Origin of the sequence: Actinomadura syzygii (assembly GCF_008085905.1) — a bacterium.
GTDB classification, from domain to species: domain Bacteria; phylum Actinomycetota; class Actinomycetes; order Streptosporangiales; family Streptosporangiaceae; genus Spirillospora; species Spirillospora syzygii.
Genome location: NZ_VSFF01000002.1, coordinates 418,011 through 437,057 on the forward strand (window position 1 = coordinate 418,011; position 19,047 = coordinate 437,057).

The 19,047-nt window shown below is 72.5% G+C and carries 19 protein-coding genes; 10 read left to right on the forward strand and 9 right to left on the reverse strand.

Annotation, left to right across the window (positions count from 1 at the left end):
• Position 1: 1 nt before the first annotated feature.
• Genes FXF65_RS05965 through FXF65_RS05985 form a run of 5 tightly spaced genes read right to left on the reverse strand, consistent with a single transcriptional unit; the run spans position 2 to position 4,577 of the window.
• A complete protein-coding gene (locus tag FXF65_RS05965) occupies positions 2 to 982 on the reverse strand; it encodes an ABC transporter substrate-binding protein (RefSeq protein ID WP_187412117.1) in 981 nt (326 codons plus the stop codon).
• Positions 983 to 1,007: 25 nt separating this feature from the next.
• A complete protein-coding gene (locus FXF65_RS05970) occupies positions 1,008 to 1,355 on the reverse strand; it encodes a 4Fe-4S dicluster domain-containing protein (protein ID WP_148348679.1) in 348 nt (115 codons plus the stop codon).
• Positions 1,352 to 2,974, reverse strand: coding sequence for an FAD-dependent oxidoreductase (locus tag FXF65_RS05975; protein WP_148348680.1), 1,623 nt, complete (start codon positions 2,972 to 2,974; stop codon positions 1,352 to 1,354). The genes FXF65_RS05970 and FXF65_RS05975 overlap by 4 nt, the downstream gene beginning before the upstream one ends.
• Positions 2,971 to 3,717: an ABC transporter ATP-binding protein gene (locus FXF65_RS05980; RefSeq protein ID WP_148348681.1), complete on the reverse strand. Its 747-nt coding sequence runs from the start codon at positions 3,715 to 3,717 to the stop codon at positions 2,971 to 2,973. The genes FXF65_RS05975 and FXF65_RS05980 overlap by 4 nt, the downstream gene beginning before the upstream one ends.
• The gene (locus FXF65_RS05985; protein ID WP_148348682.1) at positions 3,714 to 4,577 is read right to left on the reverse strand and encodes an ABC transporter permease; all 864 of its coding nucleotides are present in this window, start codon (positions 4,575 to 4,577) and stop codon (positions 3,714 to 3,716) included. The genes FXF65_RS05980 and FXF65_RS05985 overlap by 4 nt, the downstream gene beginning before the upstream one ends.
• Before the next feature lie 598 nt (positions 4,578 to 5,175).
• Between FXF65_RS05985 and FXF65_RS05990 the strand changes: the two genes are divergently transcribed.
• From FXF65_RS05990 to FXF65_RS06005, 5 genes are read left to right on the forward strand one after another with little or no spacing between them, the layout of a single operon-like run.
• Positions 5,176 to 6,606, forward strand: coding sequence for a sulfatase family protein (locus FXF65_RS05990; RefSeq protein WP_148348683.1), 1,431 nt, complete (start codon positions 5,176 to 5,178; stop codon positions 6,604 to 6,606).
• 46 nt (positions 6,607 to 6,652) lie between these two features.
• Positions 6,653 to 8,356, forward strand: coding sequence for an ABC transporter substrate-binding protein (locus tag FXF65_RS05995; protein WP_148348684.1), 1,704 nt, complete (start codon positions 6,653 to 6,655; stop codon positions 8,354 to 8,356).
• Positions 8,357 to 8,366: 10 nt separating this feature from the next.
• Complete coding sequence (locus FXF65_RS06000; RefSeq protein ID WP_148348685.1) at positions 8,367 to 9,320, forward strand: ABC transporter permease; 954 nt, start codon at positions 8,367 to 8,369, stop codon at positions 9,318 to 9,320.
• Positions 9,302 to 10,306: an ABC transporter permease gene (locus FXF65_RS44415; RefSeq protein WP_222868390.1), complete on the forward strand. Its 1,005-nt coding sequence runs from the start codon at positions 9,302 to 9,304 to the stop codon at positions 10,304 to 10,306. Before FXF65_RS06000 ends, FXF65_RS44415 begins: the two co-directional genes overlap by 19 nt.
• On the forward strand, positions 10,303 to 11,892 hold the full coding sequence (locus tag FXF65_RS06005; protein WP_222868391.1) for a dipeptide ABC transporter ATP-binding protein: 1,590 nt from the start codon (positions 10,303 to 10,305) through the stop codon (positions 11,890 to 11,892). Before FXF65_RS44415 ends, FXF65_RS06005 begins: the two co-directional genes overlap by 4 nt.
• On the opposite strand, the gene FXF65_RS06010 is transcribed toward FXF65_RS06005, so the two are convergent.
• The 3 genes from FXF65_RS06010 to FXF65_RS06020 all read right to left on the reverse strand — a co-directional run bounded on the left by FXF65_RS06010 (position 11,889) and on the right by FXF65_RS06020 (position 14,032).
• Positions 11,889 to 12,383, reverse strand: a complete 495-nt coding sequence (locus FXF65_RS06010; RefSeq protein WP_148348687.1) for a beta-class carbonic anhydrase — start codon at positions 12,381 to 12,383, stop codon at positions 11,889 to 11,891. The two genes, FXF65_RS06005 and FXF65_RS06010, sit on opposite strands and share 4 nt — an antisense overlap.
• A gap of 119 nt (positions 12,384 to 12,502) precedes the next feature.
• Entirely contained in the window at positions 12,503 to 13,372 is an 870-nt protein-coding gene (locus FXF65_RS06015) for an LLM class flavin-dependent oxidoreductase (RefSeq protein ID WP_148348688.1), read from the reverse strand.
• Positions 13,373 to 13,384: 12 nt separating this feature from the next.
• On the reverse strand, positions 13,385 to 14,032 hold the full coding sequence (locus tag FXF65_RS06020) for a DsbA family oxidoreductase (RefSeq protein ID WP_246198380.1): 648 nt from the start codon (positions 14,030 to 14,032) through the stop codon (positions 13,385 to 13,387).
• A gap of 88 nt (positions 14,033 to 14,120) precedes the next feature.
• Between FXF65_RS06020 and FXF65_RS06025 the strand changes: the two genes are divergently transcribed.
• Positions 14,121 to 14,603 (forward strand): MarR family winged helix-turn-helix transcriptional regulator, encoded by a 483-nt coding sequence (locus FXF65_RS06025; RefSeq protein ID WP_148348689.1) that lies wholly within the window; start codon positions 14,121 to 14,123, stop codon positions 14,601 to 14,603.
• Between the two features lie 7 nt (positions 14,604 to 14,610).
• Here the strand turns inward: FXF65_RS06025 and FXF65_RS06030 are convergent, their stop codons facing one another.
• Positions 14,611 to 15,174 (reverse strand): VOC family protein, encoded by a 564-nt coding sequence (locus tag FXF65_RS06030; protein ID WP_148348690.1) that lies wholly within the window; start codon positions 15,172 to 15,174, stop codon positions 14,611 to 14,613.
• Positions 15,175 to 15,254: 80 nt separating this feature from the next.
• Here FXF65_RS06030 and FXF65_RS06035 point away from each other — a divergent pair, with 80 nt between their 5' ends.
• The 4 genes from FXF65_RS06035 to FXF65_RS06050 all read left to right on the forward strand — a co-directional run bounded on the left by FXF65_RS06035 (position 15,255) and on the right by FXF65_RS06050 (position 19,036).
• The gene (locus FXF65_RS06035; protein WP_222868392.1) at positions 15,255 to 15,881 is read left to right on the forward strand and encodes a TetR/AcrR family transcriptional regulator; all 627 of its coding nucleotides are present in this window, start codon (positions 15,255 to 15,257) and stop codon (positions 15,879 to 15,881) included.
• A 127-nt stretch (positions 15,882 to 16,008) separates the two neighbouring features.
• Positions 16,009 to 17,133, forward strand: a complete 1,125-nt coding sequence (locus FXF65_RS06040; RefSeq protein ID WP_148348692.1) for an alpha/beta hydrolase — start codon at positions 16,009 to 16,011, stop codon at positions 17,131 to 17,133.
• The gene (locus FXF65_RS06045) at positions 17,130 to 17,684 is read left to right on the forward strand and encodes a DoxX family protein (RefSeq protein WP_148348693.1); all 555 of its coding nucleotides are present in this window, start codon (positions 17,130 to 17,132) and stop codon (positions 17,682 to 17,684) included. The genes FXF65_RS06040 and FXF65_RS06045 overlap by 4 nt, the downstream gene beginning before the upstream one ends.
• Before the next feature lie 95 nt (positions 17,685 to 17,779).
• Positions 17,780 to 19,036 carry an ABC transporter substrate-binding protein gene (locus FXF65_RS06050; RefSeq protein ID WP_148348694.1) on the forward strand — a complete coding sequence of 419 codons (1,257 nt, stop codon included), beginning with the start codon at positions 17,780 to 17,782 and terminating at the stop codon, positions 19,034 to 19,036.
• Positions 19,037 to 19,047 lie beyond the last annotated feature (11 nt).

Here is a 19,047-nt window from a genome sequence, read left to right on the forward strand (position 1 = left end):
GCTAACCTTGACGTGCTCCGGACTGCGGAGCGAACCACGAGTCGAGCGTGAAGTCCTTCCCGACGAGCTTTTGCTCGACGAGGAATGCCTTCGTCCCGTTGAGGAGCTTCAGCCCTTCCGGGGTGAACGGCGCGTCCGGAAGTTGTTCCTTCAACGTCGTCTTGACGGAGATGTCGGGCGCGTAGCCGCCGGTGCGCGCGACGAACGCGGTGTAGGCGGGCCAGTTCGCCTTCGCGACGGCGGCCGCCTTCGTCTCCGCCCGCTGCCACACCTTGACGATGTCCTTGTGCCCGGCCAGGTACTTCTCCGTCACCACCGTGGCGGACGTGCCGAGCAGGTCCGGGTGGTCGCGGGAGGCGACGTCGATCGACCGGTAGCCCTTCTTCTCCTCGGCCGCCTGGTCGGCGGAGACCAGGCCGCCCGCGTCGATCGAGTTCTTCTCCAGCGCCGCGATGATCGCGGGCGTGTACATGTGGATGATCTGCTTCGGCTTCACCCCCGCCTTCTGGAGCGCGCCGAGCAGGTAGCGGTGGATGTACGAGCCGGTCTGCACGCCGATCCGCTTGCCCTCAAGGTCCTTGAGGGACGCCGGCCCGCCGTCCTTCTTCGCGACGATCGCGGCGTCCAGCCGGACGGAGTTCAGCGACACGAGCCGGGTCGGCAGCCCCCGGCCCCGGCCGATGATCGCCGGGGTGTCCCCGTACATGCCGATGTCGAGGGACCCGCCGGCGAGCGCCTGGTTCAGGTCGGGGCCGTTCTGGAACGTCGCGACCTGGACCTTGCCGATCCCGGCCGCCTTCAGCTCGGGCAGCAGCTCCCCGCGCTCGTCGAGGAATCCGACGGCGCGGGTGAGCTTGTTGCCGACGCCCGAGCCGATCACGCCGACGCGGAGCGTCGCGGAGTCCCCGCCGCCCGCGGACGAGCCGCACGCCGTCGCGGCCAGGACGAGCAGGCCGGCGGTCAGGACCCGGGTGATTTTCACGATGATGCCTTTCTCGGAGGGGGTGTCAGGAGGTGAGGGGCGCGCGGGCGGCCCGGTCCAGGGACGGGCCGACCGCGAGCTTGGCGCCGGGGACGCGGCCCCGGCCCCAGCCGATCTGCTTGCGGTAGCTGCCGAGCAGGCCGTCCGCGGCGAGTTCCGCCTCGTCCGGCGGCTCGGGCAGCGGATGCGAGCGCGGGTCGACGAACAGGGCGTCGACCGGGCAGTACGCCTCGCACATGAAGCAGGTCTGGCAGTCGCTCTGCCGGTCGATCACCGGGATGCCGTCGGCGCCCCGGTCGAACACGTTCGTCGGGCACACCTCGATGCACTTGTCGCAGGCGATGCACCGCTCCCGCGAAACGATCTCGATCACGACGCCACCGCCAGTGCCTTCTCGGCGGGCGCGGCCTGCTCGGCGGGCGCGGCGGGGGCCGCTTCGGCGGTCTCCGGGCGGGTCCAGACGTCGTCGAGGCCGCCGGTGACGAGGCGGTGGTGCTGCGCCGGGTCCTGGTCGGGCAGGTCCTGGCGCTTGTGCATGCCGCGGGTCTCCGTCCGCGCGAGGGCGGCGGTGTACATCCAGCGGGCGTGCGCGGTCATCGCGGCGGCCGACCGCGCCCGGACCGCCCCGGCGCCGTCCTCCACGAGGGATTCGCGCAGGTCGCGCCACGTCCCGTCGAGGGACTCCAGGGCCGGCGCGAGGCGGTCGCCGTGCCGCAGCAGGTTCTTCTCGTACGGCAGCACCTCCGCCTGGACGGCGGCGACGTACTCCGCGTGCCCACCGGCCGGACGTCCGGCCGGGCGGATGCCCGCCTCGCCGAGCGGCCGCACGGACCGGCGTCCGGCCCGTCCGCCGAGCGCCGTCGCGTGCCGCGCCGCGCCCTGCCCGGCCCACGTCCCGGACGACATCGCCCACGCCGAGTTGTGGCTGCCGCCGCCGGTGAACCCGCCGCAGATCAGCTCGCGGGTCGCGGCGTCGCCCGCCGCGAACAGGCCGGGGACGGTCGTCGAGCAGTCCGGCCCGGTGATCCGGATGCCGCCGGTGCCGCGCACGGTCCCCTCCGCGAGCAGCGTCACCGGGAACAGGTCGTGGAACGGGTCGATGCCCTGCCGGTCGAACGGGAGGAAGAAGTTCGCCTGCGCGAGCCGCATCGCGAGCTGCTCCTCCGGCGTCGCCCGGTCGATGCGGCACAGGACGGGCTCGGTGAGCAGCGTCCGCGCGATGACCGACCGGCCGCGCTGGCTGCCCGCGCCCTCCAGGACCGTCCCGTCCGCGTGGTAGAAGGTGGCGAACGAGTAGAACGCCGTCTTCGTCACGGACGTGAACGCCGGGGCGATCGCGTAGGCGTTGGAGAACTCCATCCCCGACAGCTCGGCGCCCGCCTCGGCGGCGAACAGCGCGCCGTCGCCGGTGTTGACGTCGCAGCCGAGCGCCTTGCTGAGGAACGCGCAGCCGCCGGTCGCGAGCACCACCGCACCGGCCTTGACCTGGAACGGGCGGTCGTCGCGCAGATGGTGCCCGGCGGCTCCCGCGACGGCGCCCGAGCCGTCCGCGAGCAGCTCGGTGACCGGGCTGTGGTCGAGGACGCGCACGCCCGCGCGGCGCACCCGCACGCGCATCCGCCGCATGTACTCGGGTCCTTGCAGGCCGCGCCGGATCTGGCGTCCGTCCGCGTCCACCGGGAACGGGTACCTGGAGATCTCGGCCAGCTCGTTCATGTTCGCGTACGTCTGGTCGAGGACACGGGCCATCCAGTCCCGGTCGGCGAGGTAGCCGCCGAGCCCCTCCCGGCTGGCCATCGCCTTCTCCCGGTCCTCCGGCCGCGGCTCGACGTACCAGACGCCGGTGCCGCCGGACGCGGTCGCGCCGCTCGTCCCGAGGTAGCCCTTGTCGGCGAGGACGACGCTCGCGCCCGCCTCCGCCGCCTTGATCGCGGCCCACGCACCCGCGGGCCCGCCTCCCGCGACGAAAACATCGGTGGTCAGATCGGTCATCGTGCCTCCTTGGAAGTGACGGCTCGGGATGTCGCGACGGCGCGCACGCCGAGCCCGTCGAGCAGGTCGCGCCGCAGCGCGATGAACCGGGGGTCGTCCAGCGACCGGGGCCGGGGAAGGTCGACGACGTACTCCCGCGCGATCCGGCCGTCCGCGAGCAGCAGCGCGCGGTCGGCGAGCAGGAGCGCCTCCTCGACGTCGTGGGTGACGAGCAGGACGGCGGGCCGGTGCTCGGCCCACAGGTCGGCGACGAGCGCCTGGGCGGTGAGCCTGGTCAGCGCGTCCAGCGCGCCGAACGGCTCGTCGAGCAGCAGCAGGTCGGGCGTCCGGACGAGGGCGCGGGCGAGCGCGACCCGCTGCGACTCGCCGCCCGACAGGGTGAGCGGCCAGGCGTCCGCGTGCGCCGCGAGGCCGACCTCGCCGAGCGCGGCCTCGGCGCGTTTGCGCAGGTCCCGGCCTTGCAGTCCGAGGACGACGTTGTTCCACACCCGGCTCCACGGGAGCAGCCGGTGCTCCTGGTAGACGACGGCGCGCTTGTCCGGGACGTCGATCTCGCCGCCGCCCTCGCCGTCCAGCCCGGCGAGCGCCCGCAGCAGCGTGCTCTTGCCGGAGCCGCTCGCGCCGAGCAGCGCGACGAACTCGCCGGGCGCGATGTCGAGGTCCACGCCGTCCAGGACGGCCCGCTCCCCGAACACCCGCCGCAACCCGCGAACCCGCACCTCGTTCCGCACCGCCGTGGTCATCGGGCCACCAGCCCCCGCCGCCAGGCCAGGGCACGGCGTTCGATGAGGCGGACGAGCAGGTCCGTGGACACGCCGAGCAGGGCGTAGACGACGAGCACCAGGAAGACCGTGTCCATCTGGAGGAACTGGGTGGCCTGGTTGATGACGAAGCCGATCCCGCTCGCGGTCGCCGACTGCTCGACGACGACGAGCGTCAGCCACGCGACGCCGAGCGACAGCCGCAGCCCGACGAGGATCTGCGGCAGCGCCCCCGGCAGCACGACCTTGCGCACCAGCCCGAGCCGCCCGAGGCCGCAGGTGCGCGCGGACTCGACGAGCCGCTCGTCCACGCCCCTGATCCCGTGGAACACGTTGATGTAGAGCGGGAACACGACGCCGACCGCGATCAGCCCGACCTTGGACGTCTCGCCGATCCCGAACCAGATGATGAACAGCGGGACGAGCGCCAGGTGCGGCAGCATCCGGACGGCCTGGACGGGCGCGTCGATGACGTCCTCGCTGATCCGGAACAGCCCGGACAGCAGGCCGAGCACCAGCCCGAGCGGCAGCCCGATCGCGAGCCCCTTCAGCACGCGCAGCAGCGAGACGCCGAGGTTCTCGAACAGCTCGCCGGACGACGCCATCTCCCAGCCGCGCGCGGCGACGTCGCTGAGCGGCGGCGTCGTGCTGCCGAGCCAGCCCGCGCGGGCGGCGATCTCCCACAGCGCTAGGACGGCGACCAGCCCGCTGATCTTGCGGGCCCGGCGCAGCGGCCCGAGCGCGGCGGCCAGTACGGCGGCCGGGCCGGAACGCGCGGCGGGCGCCGGTTCGGCGAGGTCGGGAAGGGCGGAACGGGGCGGGTCGAGCAGGTCGGCGGACATGCGTCACCTCCGGAGGTGCGAGGGAAGAAGGGCAGGGGTCGTCCGGCAAAGGGCGGAAGTCGTCCGGCAGGCGGAGTCGTCCGGCGGGCGGGGGTCGTCCGGCGGGCAGGGATCGTCCGGCAGGGCAGGGGTCGTCCGGCGCCGATGCCGGTGACAAGGGGGGATGGGCGGCCGGTCAGCGGCCGCGAGCTGCGGAGGTGCGGGTCAACAGGACGCGCTGCACACGCGAAGCAGGTCGATGTGGCGCCTCGCCACCAGTGCCGCCGTCGCGTTCATGTGGTCCAGGATGCACACCGGACCGGCCGCTGTGAAGCCCCCGGAAAAGCCCGCTCGACCTGCGGAGACGTCCTCGGTGGCAGACAAAACATGTAAAACCTACCGATTTACCAGGGAATATGTCCTTTGCGGGCACCGCACGCGGACGGGTTCGAAGGTTACACAGATCACACTGTCCGGAAACCCTGATGTGGACGTTCTGTAATGCGTCCCGAACGGAGTGTCCGCGTCCTGACCTGGGCTCGACCTGGGTATGGACGAAGACCGCCAGATTCCATACTATTCCAGTCGGATTTACTTGATATCGAGAAGAGGCACACGGATGGCGGACGGACGCGGGCCCCAGGGCGGCGGGCTGAGCAGGCGGGAACTGGCCGGGGCCGGGGCGGCGGTCGCGGGCGGGCTCGCCGCGAGCGCGGCGCTGCCCGGCGGGACGGCCGAGGCGGCGACCAAGACGGCGGAGCGGGAGTTCCGGGCCGCGCCCGGCGGGCGGCGTCCGGCGCGCCCGAACGTCCTGGTCATCCTCGGCGACGACCTCGGCTGGGCGGACCTCAGCAGCTACGGCTCACCGAACATCCGGACGCCGAACCTGGACCGCCTCGCCCGCCAGGGCCTGCGCTTCACCCAGGCGTACTCCGCCGCCGCCGTCTGCTCGCCCACCCGTTTCGCGCTCTACACCGGCCGCTACCCGGGACGCCTGCGCGGCGGCCTCGAAGAGCCGATCGCGCGACCGGACGAGCTCGTGGGCATCCCGCCCGAGCACCCGACGCTCGCGTCCCTGCTCAAGTCCGCCGGCTACGCCACCGCGATGTTCGGCAAGTGGCACTGCGGCTTCCTGCCCTGGTACAGCCCGATCAAGTCCGGCTGGGACACCTTCTTCGGCAACCTGTCCGGCGCCGTGGACTACTACTCCAAGGTCTCGGGCACCACCGCCGACCTCTACGAGGGCGAGGTGCCGGTCGAGTCGCTCGACTACTACACCGACACGATCGCCGACCGGGCCGCCGCGTTCGTCCGGCGCGACCACGGCCGCCCGTGGCTGCTGAACCTCAACTTCACCGCGCCGCACTGGCCGTGGGAGGCGCCCGGCGACCGGGACGTGAGCGCCCGCATCACCGCGCGGGCCAAGGCGGGCGACTCCCGCGCGCTGTGGCACGACGACGGCGGCTCGCTCGACACCTACCGCAAGATGGTCGAGGCCTTGGACGCCGGGATCGGGCGCGTCCTCGCCGCGCTGCGCGCGAGCGGCCAGGAGAAGAACACGATCGTCCTGTTCAGCAGCGACAACGGCGGCGAGCGCTGGTCGTACCAGTGGCCGCTGTCGGGCGGGAAGGGCGGGCTGAACGAGGGCGGCATCCGCGTCCCGAACATCCTGCGCTGGCCCGCCGCGATCCGCGGCGGCCAGGTCAGCCACGTGCCCGTCATCACCCACGACTGGACGGCGACGCTGCTGGAGGCCGTGGGCGTGAAGCCGGGCGCCGCGCATGCGCTCGACGGCCGCAGCCTCCTGCCCTACCTCCTCGACGGCGCCCGCCCGCCGAAGCACGACCTGTTCTGGCGGACGAGGCAGGAGCGCGCCCTGCGCCGCGGCGACTGGAAGTACCTGCGCACGTCGTCCGGCGAGACGCTCCACAACCTCGTCGACGACCCGCGCGAGCGCGCCAACCTCGCGGCCCACAACCCCGGCCTGTTCGCCGAGCTGCGCTCGGCCTGGGAGAAGGTCGCCGCCGAACTGCTGCCCTACCCGTCCTGACCCGTCCTGACCGTCCAGAAACAAGACCGGAGAAGAGGCTCCCCCCATGGTGAAGAGAACGGTCGTCCTGCTCGGCGCCGCGTCGCTCGCGATCGCGACGGGCGCGGCGGCGTGCGGCGGCGGATCGGACGGCGGCGGAACGTCCGCGTTCGACCCCGGGACGTGCCAGGGCGGGACGCTCACCGTCCTCAACCAGGGCGGCCTGGACGAGTTCGACCCCGCCCGCCTCTACACGTCGGGCGGCGGCGCGCTGCCGACCCTCGTCTACCGGACGCTGACCACCCGCCAGCGCGTCGCGGGCGAGGCGGGGACGAAGCCCGTCCCCGACCTCGCCACCGACCTCGGCACGCCCAGCGACAACGCCAAGACCTGGAAGTTCACGCTCAAGGACGGCCTGCGGTTCGACGACGGCACGCCCATCACGTCCGCCGACGTCAAGTACGGCATCGAGCGCTCGTTCTCGCCCGACCTGCCCGGCGGCGCCCCCTACCTGCACGACTGGCTGGTCGGCGGCGGCTCCTACAAGGGCCCGTACAACGGCGGCGGCGACCTGAAGTCGATCGAGACGCCCGACCCGAAGACGATCGTGTTCAAACTGCGGCAGCCGCACGGCGACTTCTCCTACCTGGCGACCGCGACCCAGTTCGCCCCGGTGCCGAAGGCCAAGGACACCGGCACCAAGTACAAGAACGCGCCCGTCTCCAGCGGCCCGTACAGGGTGGACAAGTACGAGCCGGGCCGGAAGCTGATCCTCACCCGCAACCCGAACTGGTCGCGGACGCTGGACAACCAGCGCCTCGCCTGCCCAGACCGCATCGAGGTCACCTCGGGCCTCGACAAGACGGTCATCAACCAGCGGCTGGTGAGCGGCGCGGGCGCGGACGCCAAGGCGATCACCACGGACGCGACCGTCGGCCCCGAGCAGCTCGCGCAGCTCGGCAGCGACCCGAACCTCGCGAAGCGCGTGGCGCGCGGCGTCTTCGGCGAGACGAAGTACCTCGCCTTCGACGCGACGAAGAAGCCGTTCGACGACCCGCGCGTGCGGCAGGCGTTCGCGTACGCGATCAACCGGCAGTCGGTCGTCAACGCGGTCGGCGGCAGCGCGCTCGCCACCCCCGCGACGACGTTCCTGCCCGAGGGCAAGGCGTTCGGCCAGCAGCCGTACGACCATTTCCCGGCGGGTCAGACGGGGAATCCGGGCAAGGCGAAGGAGCTGCTCGCGCAGGCCGGGCACGCGAACGGCCTGACGGTCGAGCTGGCCTTCCCGAACTCCGACGCCGAGGGCTACGGCCCGAAGGTCGCGGCGGCGGTACAGGACGCGCTCAAGCAGGCGGGCGTCACCGTCAAGCAGAAGCCGCTCGGCGAGGAGGACTACCGCACGGTCATCGGCAAGCCCGCGACCCAGCCGCCGCTCACCCTCCAGTCGTGGGGCGCGGACTGGCCGGCGGGAGGCCCGTTCCTCATCCCGATCTTCGACGGCCGGCAGATCCTGCGCGACGGCGGCAACTTCAACCTCGCGCAGCTCGACGACCCGGCCGTCAACAAGGAGATCGACGCGATCAGCGAGCTGACCGACCCGGCCGCCGCCGCGCCGCGGTGGGGCGCGCTGGACGCCGAGATCGGGAAGAAGGCGCTGATCGTCCCGCTGTACCACCCGAAGGCCGTCGCGCTGTACGGCAAGGACGTCAAGAACGCCTACGTCGACCAATGGCGCGGCTGGTACGACGTGGCCGCGGTCTCGGTGAAGTGACCCTCCGGCCGTGACGGTGCTGGAGACGGACGTCGCCCCCGGGGCGGAGCCGGTTCGGGACGCTCCGCCCCGGGGACGGCAGGTGTGGCGGCGGTTGCGCGCGGACCGTCCCGCGATGGCCGGGCTCGCGACCGTCGTGCTGATGGTCGCGGTCGCGCTCGCCGCGCCGCTGCTGTGCGCGATCGAAGGGCAGGACCCGACGACGTTCCACAGCGACCTGCTCGACTCGGCGCGCGGCGGCGTGCCGCACGGCTCGTTCGGCGGTGTCAGCGCGGACCACTGGCTCGGCGTCGAACCCGCCACCGGCCGGGACGTGTTCGCGCGCGTCGTGCACGGCGCCCGCGTCTCGCTCGGCGTCGCGCTGGGCGCGACCGTGCTGGAGCTGCTGGTCGGCATCGCGGTCGGGCTCGGCGCCGGGTTCGGCGGACGCCGGGCCGACGCCGTCCTCAGCCGGTTGATCGAGCTGTCGCTGGCGTTCCCGTCGTTCCTGCTGGCGCTGGCGCTGATGGCGATCGTCCCGCAGTCGATGCCGCGGCCGCTCCTGCTCGCCTGCGTCATCACGGCCGTGAGCTGGGGGAACGTCGCCCGCGTCACGCGCAGCCAGGCATTGTCGCTGCGCCGCCGCGACTACGTGGACGCTGCCCGGATGAGCGGCGCGCGGCCGAGCCGGATCGCCGTCCGGGAGGTGCTGCCGGGGCTGACCGCGCCGCTGCTGGTGCTCGCCGCGCTCAAGGTGCCGCTCAACATGGTCAGCGAGGCGGGGCTGTCGTTCCTCGGCGCGGGCGTGCGGCCGCCGACGCCGTCCTGGGGGCAGATGCTGTCCACCGCGACGACCTGGTTCAGGGCCGACCCGACGTATGTGATCGTCCCGGGCGGGCTGCTGTTCCTGACGCTGCTGGCCTGCACCGTCCTCGCCGAAGGGGTGCGCCGGGCGATGGACCCGCGGTGGGGCGGCCGGTCATGATCTGGTTCCTGCTGCGCCGGGTGGGCGCCGCCGTCGTCGTCCTGCTCGCGCTCTCCGCGATCGTGTACGCGCTGTTCTACCTGACGCCCGGCGACCCGGCCGTGCTCGCCTGCGGACGCGGCTGCAACGCCGAGCGCCTCGCCCAGACCCAGCAGAAACTCGGCCTGGACGACCCCATCTACGTCCAGTACTGGCATTTCCTCGAAGGTCTCGTCGTGGGCCGCGACTATTCGGCGGGCCCGGACGTCGACCACTGCGCCGCGCCGTGCCTCGGATACTCCTTCCAGACCGACCAGCCCGTCACCGCGATGCTGATGGAACGGCTGCCCGTGTCGGCGTCCCTCGCGTTCGGCGCGGAGGCGATGGCGCTGCTGCTCGGCGTCTCGGCGGGGCTGCTGTCCGCGCTGCGCCGGGGACGTCCCGCCGAACGGATCCTGACCGCCGTGACCCTGCTCGGATACTCGACGCCCGTCTTCCTCATCGGGCTCGTCCTGCTGCTGGTGTTCTGCGCCTATCTGCAATGGCTGCCGTTCCCGGCGTACGTGTCGCTGACGCGGAACCCGGGGGAGTGGGCGCGGAACCTCGTCCTGCCGTGGCTCGCGCTCGCCCTCATCCAGGCGGCGGTCTACGCGCGCATCACCCGCGCGGGCGCGCTGGAGACGCTCGTCGAGGACCACGTCCGCACCTTCCGCGCCTACGGGCTGCGGGAGCGCCAGGTGATCGGGCGGCACGCGCTGCGCGGCGCGCTGGCCCCGCTCGTCACCCTCACCGCCGTGGAGGTCGCGCAGGTCATGACGGCCGCCGTGCTCACCGAGACGATGTTCGGGCTGCCCGGCGTCGGCAAGCTCACCGTCGAGTCGGTCAACTCGGTCGACCTGCCGGTCGTGGTCGGGGTGACCGTGCTCGCGGGGACGGTCGTCGTCCTCGCCAACACCGTCGCCGACCTGCTGCACGCGGCGGCCGACCCGCGGGCGAGGCCCGCGTGAGCGCCGTCCTGCGGGTGCGCGACCTGCGCGTGTCCTACGGCGGGTTCGAGGCCGTCAAGGGCGTCTCGTTCGACCTCGCGCCGGGCCGCGCCCTCGGCGTCGTCGGCGAGTCGGGCTCCGGCAAGAGCACCCTCGCCGCGTCGCTGCTCCGGCTGACCGAGGGCGCGGACGTCACCGGCGAGATCACCGTCGCCGGGACGGACGTCCGCACCGCCCCCGAGCCGGAGCTGCGGCGGCTGCGCGGCGGCCGGATCGCGATGGTCTTCCAGGACCCGCTTTCGTCCCTCGACCCGTACCTGCGCGTCGGCGACCAGATCGCGGAGGTCTACCGCGTGCACACGGGCGCGTCCCGCAAGGCGGCGCGGGCCAAGGCGGTCGAGGTGCTCGACCGGGTCGGCGTCCCGGACGCCGAGCGCCGCGCCCGCGCCCACCCGCACGAGTTCTCCGGCGGCATGCGGCAGCGCGCGCTGATCGCGATGGCGCTCGCGCTGGAACCGCGCGTCCTCGTCGCGGACGAGCCCACGACCGCGCTCGACGTGACCGTCCAGGCGCAGATCCTCGCCCTGCTGACCGACCTGCGCGCCGAGACCGGGATGGCGCTGCTGCTGGTCAGCCACGACTTCGGGGTGATCGCCGGAAGCGCCGACGAGGTGCTGGTGCTGCACGGGGGCGAGGCGGTCGAGCACGGCCCGGTGAGCGAGGTGCTCCGCGAGCCGAAGGCCTCCTACACGCGCGAGCTGCTGGCGGCGGTGCCGAGGATCGACTCGCCGCGCCCGGCGCGTCCGGCCCGGCGCGGCGAACCGCTGCTGCGCGTGACGGACCTGCGGCGCGACTTCGTGTCCGGGCCGCCGCTGCGCCGCCGGACGATCCCGGCCGTGGACGGCGTCACGTTCGACGTCCGGCGCGGCGAGACCCTGGGCGTCGTGGGCGAGTCGGGCTCGGGCAAGAGCACCCTGGCGCGGCTGGTCGTGCGGCTGCTGGAACCGACGTCCGGCAAGATCGAGTTCGACGGGCACGACCTGTCCGGCATGCCGGAGCGGCGGCTGCGGCGGCTGCGCCGCGACCTCCAGATGGTCTTCCAGGACCCGGGGTCGTCGCTGAACCCGCGCCGCCCGGTGGGGGAGAGCGTCGCCGACCCGCTGCGCGTCCAGGGCGAGCCCGCCCCGGCGAAGGCCGCCCGCGCGCTGCTCGCCCGCGTCGGGCTGGACCCGGCGCGCTACGACGACCACCCGCACGAGTTCTCCGGCGGGCAGCGGCAGCGGATCGGGATCGCCCGCGCGCTGGCGCTGCGCCCGCGCCTGCTGGTCTGCGACGAGCCGGTCACGGCCCTCGACGTCTCGACGCAGGCCGCGATCCTGACGCTGCTCGCCGACCTCCAGGACGAGCTCGACCTGACGCTGATCTTCGTCTCGCACGACCTGGCCGTCGTCCGCCAGGTCAGCGACCGGGTCGCGGTCATGCGGGACGGCCGGATCGTCGAGCTGGCCGACACGGACACGGTCTTCGACTCCCCGGCGCACGCCTACACGCGGAGCCTGCTGAAGGCCGTGCCCGTGCTGGACCCGGCGGCCGTTCGCGGCCCCTAGGGAAGGACTTCGCGGAGGCGGCCCGTCTTCACGTCGTAGACGAAGCCCCTGACCTGGTCGGTGTGCGGGATGAACCGGTCGGCCTTGATCCGGGCGATGGACTGGCGGACGTCGGTGTCGAGGTCCTCGAACGCCTCCGCCGCCCAGTCGGGCTTCACGCCGGTCTCCTCCTGGATCTGCGTCCGGAAACCGTCGTCGGTGAACGTCAGCATCCCGCAGTCGGTGTGGTGGATCAGGATGATCTCGGTCGTGCCGAGGAGCCGCTGGCTGATCGCGAGGCTGCGCCGCTCGTCGGCGGTCACGACGCCGCCCGCGTTCCGGATGACGTGCGCGTCGCCCTCGCTCAGGCCGAGCAGGCCGTAGGGGTTGAGACGCGCGTCCATGCAGGCCAGCACGGCGACGCCCTTCGCCGGGGGCAGCGGCAGGTCGCCCTTGTCGTGCTCGGCCGCGTAGCGCTCGGCGTTGGCGATCAGTTCGTCGGTGACGCTCATCGTTCGACCTCCAGGGCTCCGGCATCGGCGTCTGACCTGAATATATCCAATTGCCTACCTGATTAGTAGGTATTAGATCACGGTCCGTCGCGATGAATTCGGTAACGGTTCTTGGCCGCCTAGCCGCCGAGCTCGGTGGAGAGCGCGTCGGCGAGCAGGTCCACCTGGGCCGGGTCGGGGTCGTTGCCGGTGAAGACCAGCTCGTCGCAGCCCGCCCGGCGGAAGTCGGCGACGGCCTCGCGGACCTGCTCGGGCGTGGTCAGCGCGGTGGCGATCCCGTGCTCGGCCCACTCGGCCCCGGCGAAGGCGTAGTAGGGCCCGATCGCGTCGGCCACCGCTGCGCGGGCGTTCGGGCCGAGCGCGAACATCGCCGAGACGACGACCCGCGGGGCGCCGGTCCGTCTGGCGGCGTCCCAGGCTTCGCGGAGCCGCGGGGTGAACTCGGCGATGTCCTCCACCGAGCTGGTCCCGGCGACCCAGCCGGCGCCGCGGGCGGCGATGCGGTCGAGGGTCGCGGCCGACGTCCCGCCGAACAGCAGTTGCGGGCCGCCGGGCGTGGCGGGGATCAGGCCGGTCCGGGTGTCGTCGCGTCCGGCCGCCGCCAGTTCGTCGAGCAGGGCGGTGAACTGCTTGCCGCGCGTCGCGTAGTCGACGCCGCTCTCGGTGAAGTCGTCCCGCCGGAACCCGGCGACGAGCCCGAGCCGCAGCCGGTGCGGGCCCGCGAGCCGGTCCAGCGTGATCGCGGACTTGGCGAACAGCAGGTGGTTGGTGCGCAGCGGGGCCAGCACGACGCTGGTCAGCAGCTTGATCCGGGACGTCGCCCCGGCCGCGGCCGCCAGTGCCGTGAGCGGCTCGGGCGTCGGCCACAGCAGCCGGTCGCTGGTCGCGAGACCGGCGAAGCCGCGCGCCTCCGCGCGGCGCGCCCACTCGACGAGGAGGCGGCCGTCCGTCCAGGGGCCGTGGCCGGGGAGGCCGATGCCGATGTCCATGGGTGAACCTTCCTAGGGGCGGGACGACGCGGGCAGCGCGTCCGCGAACAGTTGCCGGAGGACGTGCGCGCCCTGGACGCCCGGCACCGGCCGCCCGCCGTCGATCACCAGCGACGGCACTCCGGTGACGCCCAACTGACCGGCCCGCCGCTCGTCCGCTCTGACGTCGTCGGCATGGGCGTCACCGGCCAGGACGGCGCGGACCTCGGCGGCGTCCAGCCCGGCCTCCGCGCCCAGCCGCTCCAGGACGCCGTGGTCCGCGATGTCCGCGCCCTCGGAGTGGTAGGCGAGCAGGAGCCGCTCGGCGGTCGCGTCGCCCAGGTCGCGGGCGTACCCGAACTGGATCAGCCGGTGCGCGTCGAAGGTGTTCACCGGCCGGGCGCGGTGCAGGTCGAGGTTCAGCCCCTCGACGGCGCCGAGCCCCCGGATCCGGTCGATCCGGGACGGCGCCTCCGCCCCCCACCACGACGGGTCGGCCATCTGCGCGGCGGCGCTCTGGCCGGGGACGCGTGGCAGGTCGGGGCCGAGCTCGAAGGCGCGCCACCGCACGTCGATGGATTCCCGCCCGTCGAGCCCTTCGAGCGCGGCGGCGAGCCGCCGCTTCCCGATGTAGCACCACGGGCAGAGCACGTCGGCGTACACGTCGATCCGCACGCTCACTCCAACAGTTGACACGTGAATCGTTGACTCGTGCACGATATGCGGAGACGATTCACACGTCAATCGTTGCCGACTAAACTCCGGGGCCATGACGACCGAGTCCGCGCGCGCGACGGACGACCAGCTCACCGCCTGGCGCGCGCTGTACCGCGCCGACTCGCTGCTGTTCGCGCACCTCAACAACCTGCTGCGGGACAAGGCCGGGATGACCTACTTCGAGCGCGAGGTGCTCGGGGCGCTGGAGCGCGCGGGCGGGCGGCTGCGGATGGCCGCGCTCGCCGAAGAGTTGATGATCTCCCGCAGCGGCGCGACGCGGCTCGTCACGAAGCTGGAGAGCAAGAACGGGTGGGTGCGGCGCAGCCTGTCCGCGTCCGACCGGCGGGCGACCTGGGCGGAGTTGGCCCCGGCGGGGCGGCGGGCGCTCGAAGCCTCCCACCCAGTGGTCGACGCCGTCGTCGCGACGTACTTCGCCGACCACGTGAGCCCCGCCGACCTGCGCCGGATGGCCGACGCGCTCAACCGGCTCGCCGACGCCAACCCCGGCACGTCGGACTTCGACTGCGGGCTGTGACCCCGGCTCAGGAGATGGGCGCGTGCCGGTCGGCGGCGGTGCGGGGCGCGTGCCGGACGTCCTCCGGCGTGAACTCGCGCAGCCAGCACGCGAACTCCAGCAGGATGCCGTCCGGGTCCTGGAAGTAGAACGAGCGGACGTAGACGCCGGGGTGCATGTGCTCGGCGACCTGCGTCTCGCTGTCGTCGTGGTTGACGATCGGCGCGACCTTGACGCCCCGCGCCTTGAGCCGCGCCCGGTACTCCTCGAACTTGTCGGCCGGGACGTCGAACGCCACGTGGTTGAGCGAGCCGATCGCGCTGATCCACTCGCCGAAGCCGGGCACGGCCACCGGCGCGGCGACGCCGGGCGCGGCCTCGGGGGAGTCGGGGAACCAGAAGAACGCGAGCGAGTTGCCGCCGCCCGCGTCGAAGAAGAAGTGCTGGCCCATGCCGTCCGGCAGGTCGATGGTCTTGATCAGCGGCAGGCCGAGGACGCCGCCGTAGAAGTCGACGGTGCGCCGCATGTCCGAGCAGACGAGCGCGACGTGGTTGAAACCGCGGACGCGGAAGACCGGCTCCTCGTTACCCATGATCAGCTCCTCGGGGGTCCAGGGATAATATTCGATGCTAACATCAGATTCATATCTGCCCCGCGATGTTAGGTTCAGGTGTGGAGAAGGTGCAGACCCCCCGTCCGACGCAGCGCGGGCGCAAGACGCTCGCCGCCATCGAGGCCGCGGCCCGCCGGATCATCGCCCGCAAGGGCTTCCTCTCGATGACGGTCGCGGACATAGCGCAGGAGGCCGGGCGCTCGCCCGCCTCCTTCTACAACTACTACGACTCCAAGGAGGACCTGCTCGCCCACTGGGCGGACGACTTCCGCGCGGAGGCCAAGGGCCGCGCCCTCGCCGCGTACAAGCACGGGGTCCCGCACCGCGAGCGCGTCCAGGAGTCGGCGCGCGCCCACTGGGAGACCTACCGCGAGCGGCTCGCCGAGATGGTCGGCGTCTTCCAGCTCGCCATGATCAACGACGAGTTCGCCGGGCACTGGCGCGAACTGTGCGACGACGCCGTGCAGAGCATCGCGGACGGCGTCCGCCGCGCGCAGCGCGAGGGCTACTGCCCCGGCGCCGACCCCGAGCTCACCGCCCGCGCGATCGTCGCGATGCTCAACCAGTTCTGCTACGACCTCCTCGCCGGGGCGGGGGAGGACGCCGACATCGACGACGAGGCGGCCGTCCGCACCCTCGCCGAGATCTGGTACCGCGCGATCTACTGGCGCGCCGACGAGGACTGAGCACCCTCCGAACGCCGGGTCGTCGCGGACGGCCCGGCTTTGATCTCCCCAGGTCGACGTATGGACATCCCTTTTGCCGCCAGCTAGGGTCCGAATCCAACGTCAGATTTATATTTGGGAGATCACCATGGCGGTGGAGCGCCTCTTCGTCGGCCTCGACTCCCCCACGGCCGCCCGTGCCGGCGCCGGGGGACACCCGTGTCAGGGGGTGTACCACCGCCCGTCCGGCCGGTCCCCGAAGATCGCGTTGATCGCGACGCACTACTCGGTCGACTTCTCCGAGCACTACCTCGCCGACTTCGTCGCCGAGCGCGGGCTCGGATTCCTCGGCTGGAACACCCGGTTCCGGGGGGCCGAGAGCCATTTCCTGCTCGACCACGCGCTCGTCGACATCGGCCGGGGCGTCCGGTGGCTGCGGGAGGAGGCGGGCGTCGAGCACGTCGTCCTGCTGGGCAACTCGGGCGGCGGGTCGCTGATGGCGGCCTACCAGTCGCAGGCCACGGAGCCCAACGTCACGCCCCTGGACGGGATGCGTCCCGCGCGCGGGGTGGACGACCTCCCGGCGGCGTCCGCGTACGTCTCGACGGCGGCGCACCTGGGGCGTCCCGAGGTGCTCACGGCCTGGATGGACCCGTCGGTCGTGGACGAGTCCGACCCCACCTCGACAGACCCGGCGCTGAGCCTGTTCGACCCCGGCAACCCGGCGCCGTACTCGGACGAGTTCCTCACCCGCTACCGTGAGGCTCAGACGGCGCGCAACCACCGCATCACGCAATGGGTGAGCGACGAACTCGTCCGACTGCGGGAGGCGGGCTTCCGCGACCGGATGTTCAACGTCCACCGCACGTGGGCCGACCCCCGCATGGTGGACGCCACCATCGAGCCCACCAAGCGCAAGCCCAACTCCTGCTACGCCGGTGACCCGGCCCGCGCCAACGCGTCCGTCTTCGGCATCGCGGCCAGTTGCACCCTGCGGACCTGGCTCAACCTTTGGAGCCTGGACGATTCCCAGACCCGCGCTACGCCGCATCTCGCCCGCATCAAGGAACCGTCCCTCGTCGTGAACGCCGACATGGACACGGGCGTCTTCCCCAGCGACGCCGACGCGATCCTGGGCGCCCTCGGCTCGGCGGACAAGGAGTCCCACGTCATCGAGGGCGACCACTACTTCCGTCGCGAGGGAGACGGCGGTGCGGCCCGCGCCGAGTTGGCCGACCTGGTCGTCGCCTGGACGACGGCGCGCCTGACATGACCGGCACGTCGGCCGATCTCGGGCTGCTCGCGCTCCGGCTCGTCTTCGGGCTCTACCTCGCCGGTCACGGACTCCAGAAGTTCGGGCTGCTCGGCGGGGCCGGACTGGCCGCGACTTCACAGGCGTTCGACAAGGGCGGGTTCCGTCCGGGACGGCTCATGGCGGCCGTCGCCGCGACCCTGGAGACCGGGTGCGGGCTGGCGCTGGTCGCCGGGCTCGCCACTCCCGCCGCCGCGGCGACCGCCGTCGGCGTGATGCTAGTGGCCTGCTCGCTGCACGTCCCGAACGGGCTGTGGGAGAGCCGGAAGGGCGTCGAACTGCCGGTCCTGTTCGCGGCCGCCGCCCTCGGCCTGCTCTTCACCGGGCCCGGACGCGTCTCGATCGACCATCTCGCCGGGATCGGCGCGCTCGATCTCCGCGTCACGTTCCTCCTGCTGGCCGTGGTCCTCGTCGGCGTCGCCGCGACCCTGGCCCGGCGCGCCGCGCACCGGCGCGCCGCGAGCCCGCCGGCCGGCGCCGGTTCCCGCGAAGAGCGCCCGGCCAACTCTTGACACTGACCTCAGATTCATAAAAGCTAAGCGAACCTGAGGTCAGCATCACATTCCACCCCCCTGGCAGCCTTCAGCGCGATTGACGAGGTACCGCCTTGAAAACACGATTCGCCTGCATCTCCGTGGTGGTCGCCGCCGCGCTCGTCGGCGGCTGCGCCAACGCGGGCACGTCCACGAGCAAGGACGGCGTGCGGGTCGACGCCGGAGTCACCGACGACCAGATCAAGATCGGCCTCTTCAACGGCTACACCGGGCCCGTCGCCGCCGGGGCCATCGCGGGCGCCGCGGGCTTCGACGCCCGGCTCGCGAAGGCGAACGCGGCGGGCGGCGTCTGCGGGCGCAAGCTCACCTCGGTCCGCGCCGACACCAAGTACGACCCGGCCGTCGCCGTCCAGGCGTACCGCGCGAACGTCAAGGACATCGTCATGATCGGGCAGCTGCTCGGCGCGACGAGCATCTACGGGCTGAGCCAGCAGATCGCCCGCGACGACATCGCCACGCTCGCCGCGACCAGCGCCGCCGAAGTGATCAAGCTGGAGAACGTCTACCTGTTCACCACCCCGTTCCCGATGTATGTGATCAACGGGCTGGACTGGGCGAAGAAGGAGCAGGCCGGGTCGGACGGCAAGCTCAAGGTCGGCGTCATCTACCAGGACGACGCGTTCGGCCAGGAGGGCCGCAACGCGGTCCGGTTCGTCGCGAAGAACGACCCGGACGTCAAGGTCGTCGCCGAGGCCGGGTACGACGTCAAGGCCGAGGACTTCACCGCGCAGGTCCTGAAGATGAAGAAGGCGGGCGCCGAGAGCGTCTGGATCCACGGCATCGCCTCGAAGACCGCGCCGATCCTCAGCCAGGCGTCCCAGCTCGACTTCGCGCCGCAGTGGCTGACGGTCGACTCCGGCTACGAGTCGAGTCTCGCGCCGCAGCTCGGCCGCCTGCTCGACAAGCTGCACGTGGTGACGAGCAGCGTCCTCTACACCGAGAACGTCCCGGCGATGGCCGAGGTGAAGCAGAACGTCGAGAAGGTCGCGCCCGGCACGAAGCCGGACCAGCTCGTCATCGCGGGCTGGGTCGACGCCTCCGTCGCGGTCGCCGCGCTGGAGAAGGCGTGCAAGGAGAAGGACCTCACGCAGAAGGGCGTCGTGGCCGCGATGTCCGGGCTGACCGTCACGACGGACGGGCTCAGCCCCGACCTCGAGTACGGGACGGGCGACGCCGACTCCCGCATCCCGTCCCGCGAGACCCGGGTCAACCAGATCGACGTGAAGAGCGGGGTGCTGGCGCCGGTCACCGGCTTCGGCACGACCGACCTCGCGTCGCGGTGGAAGCTCGCCGACGGCGCGCAGAGCTGACGGGCACCGAG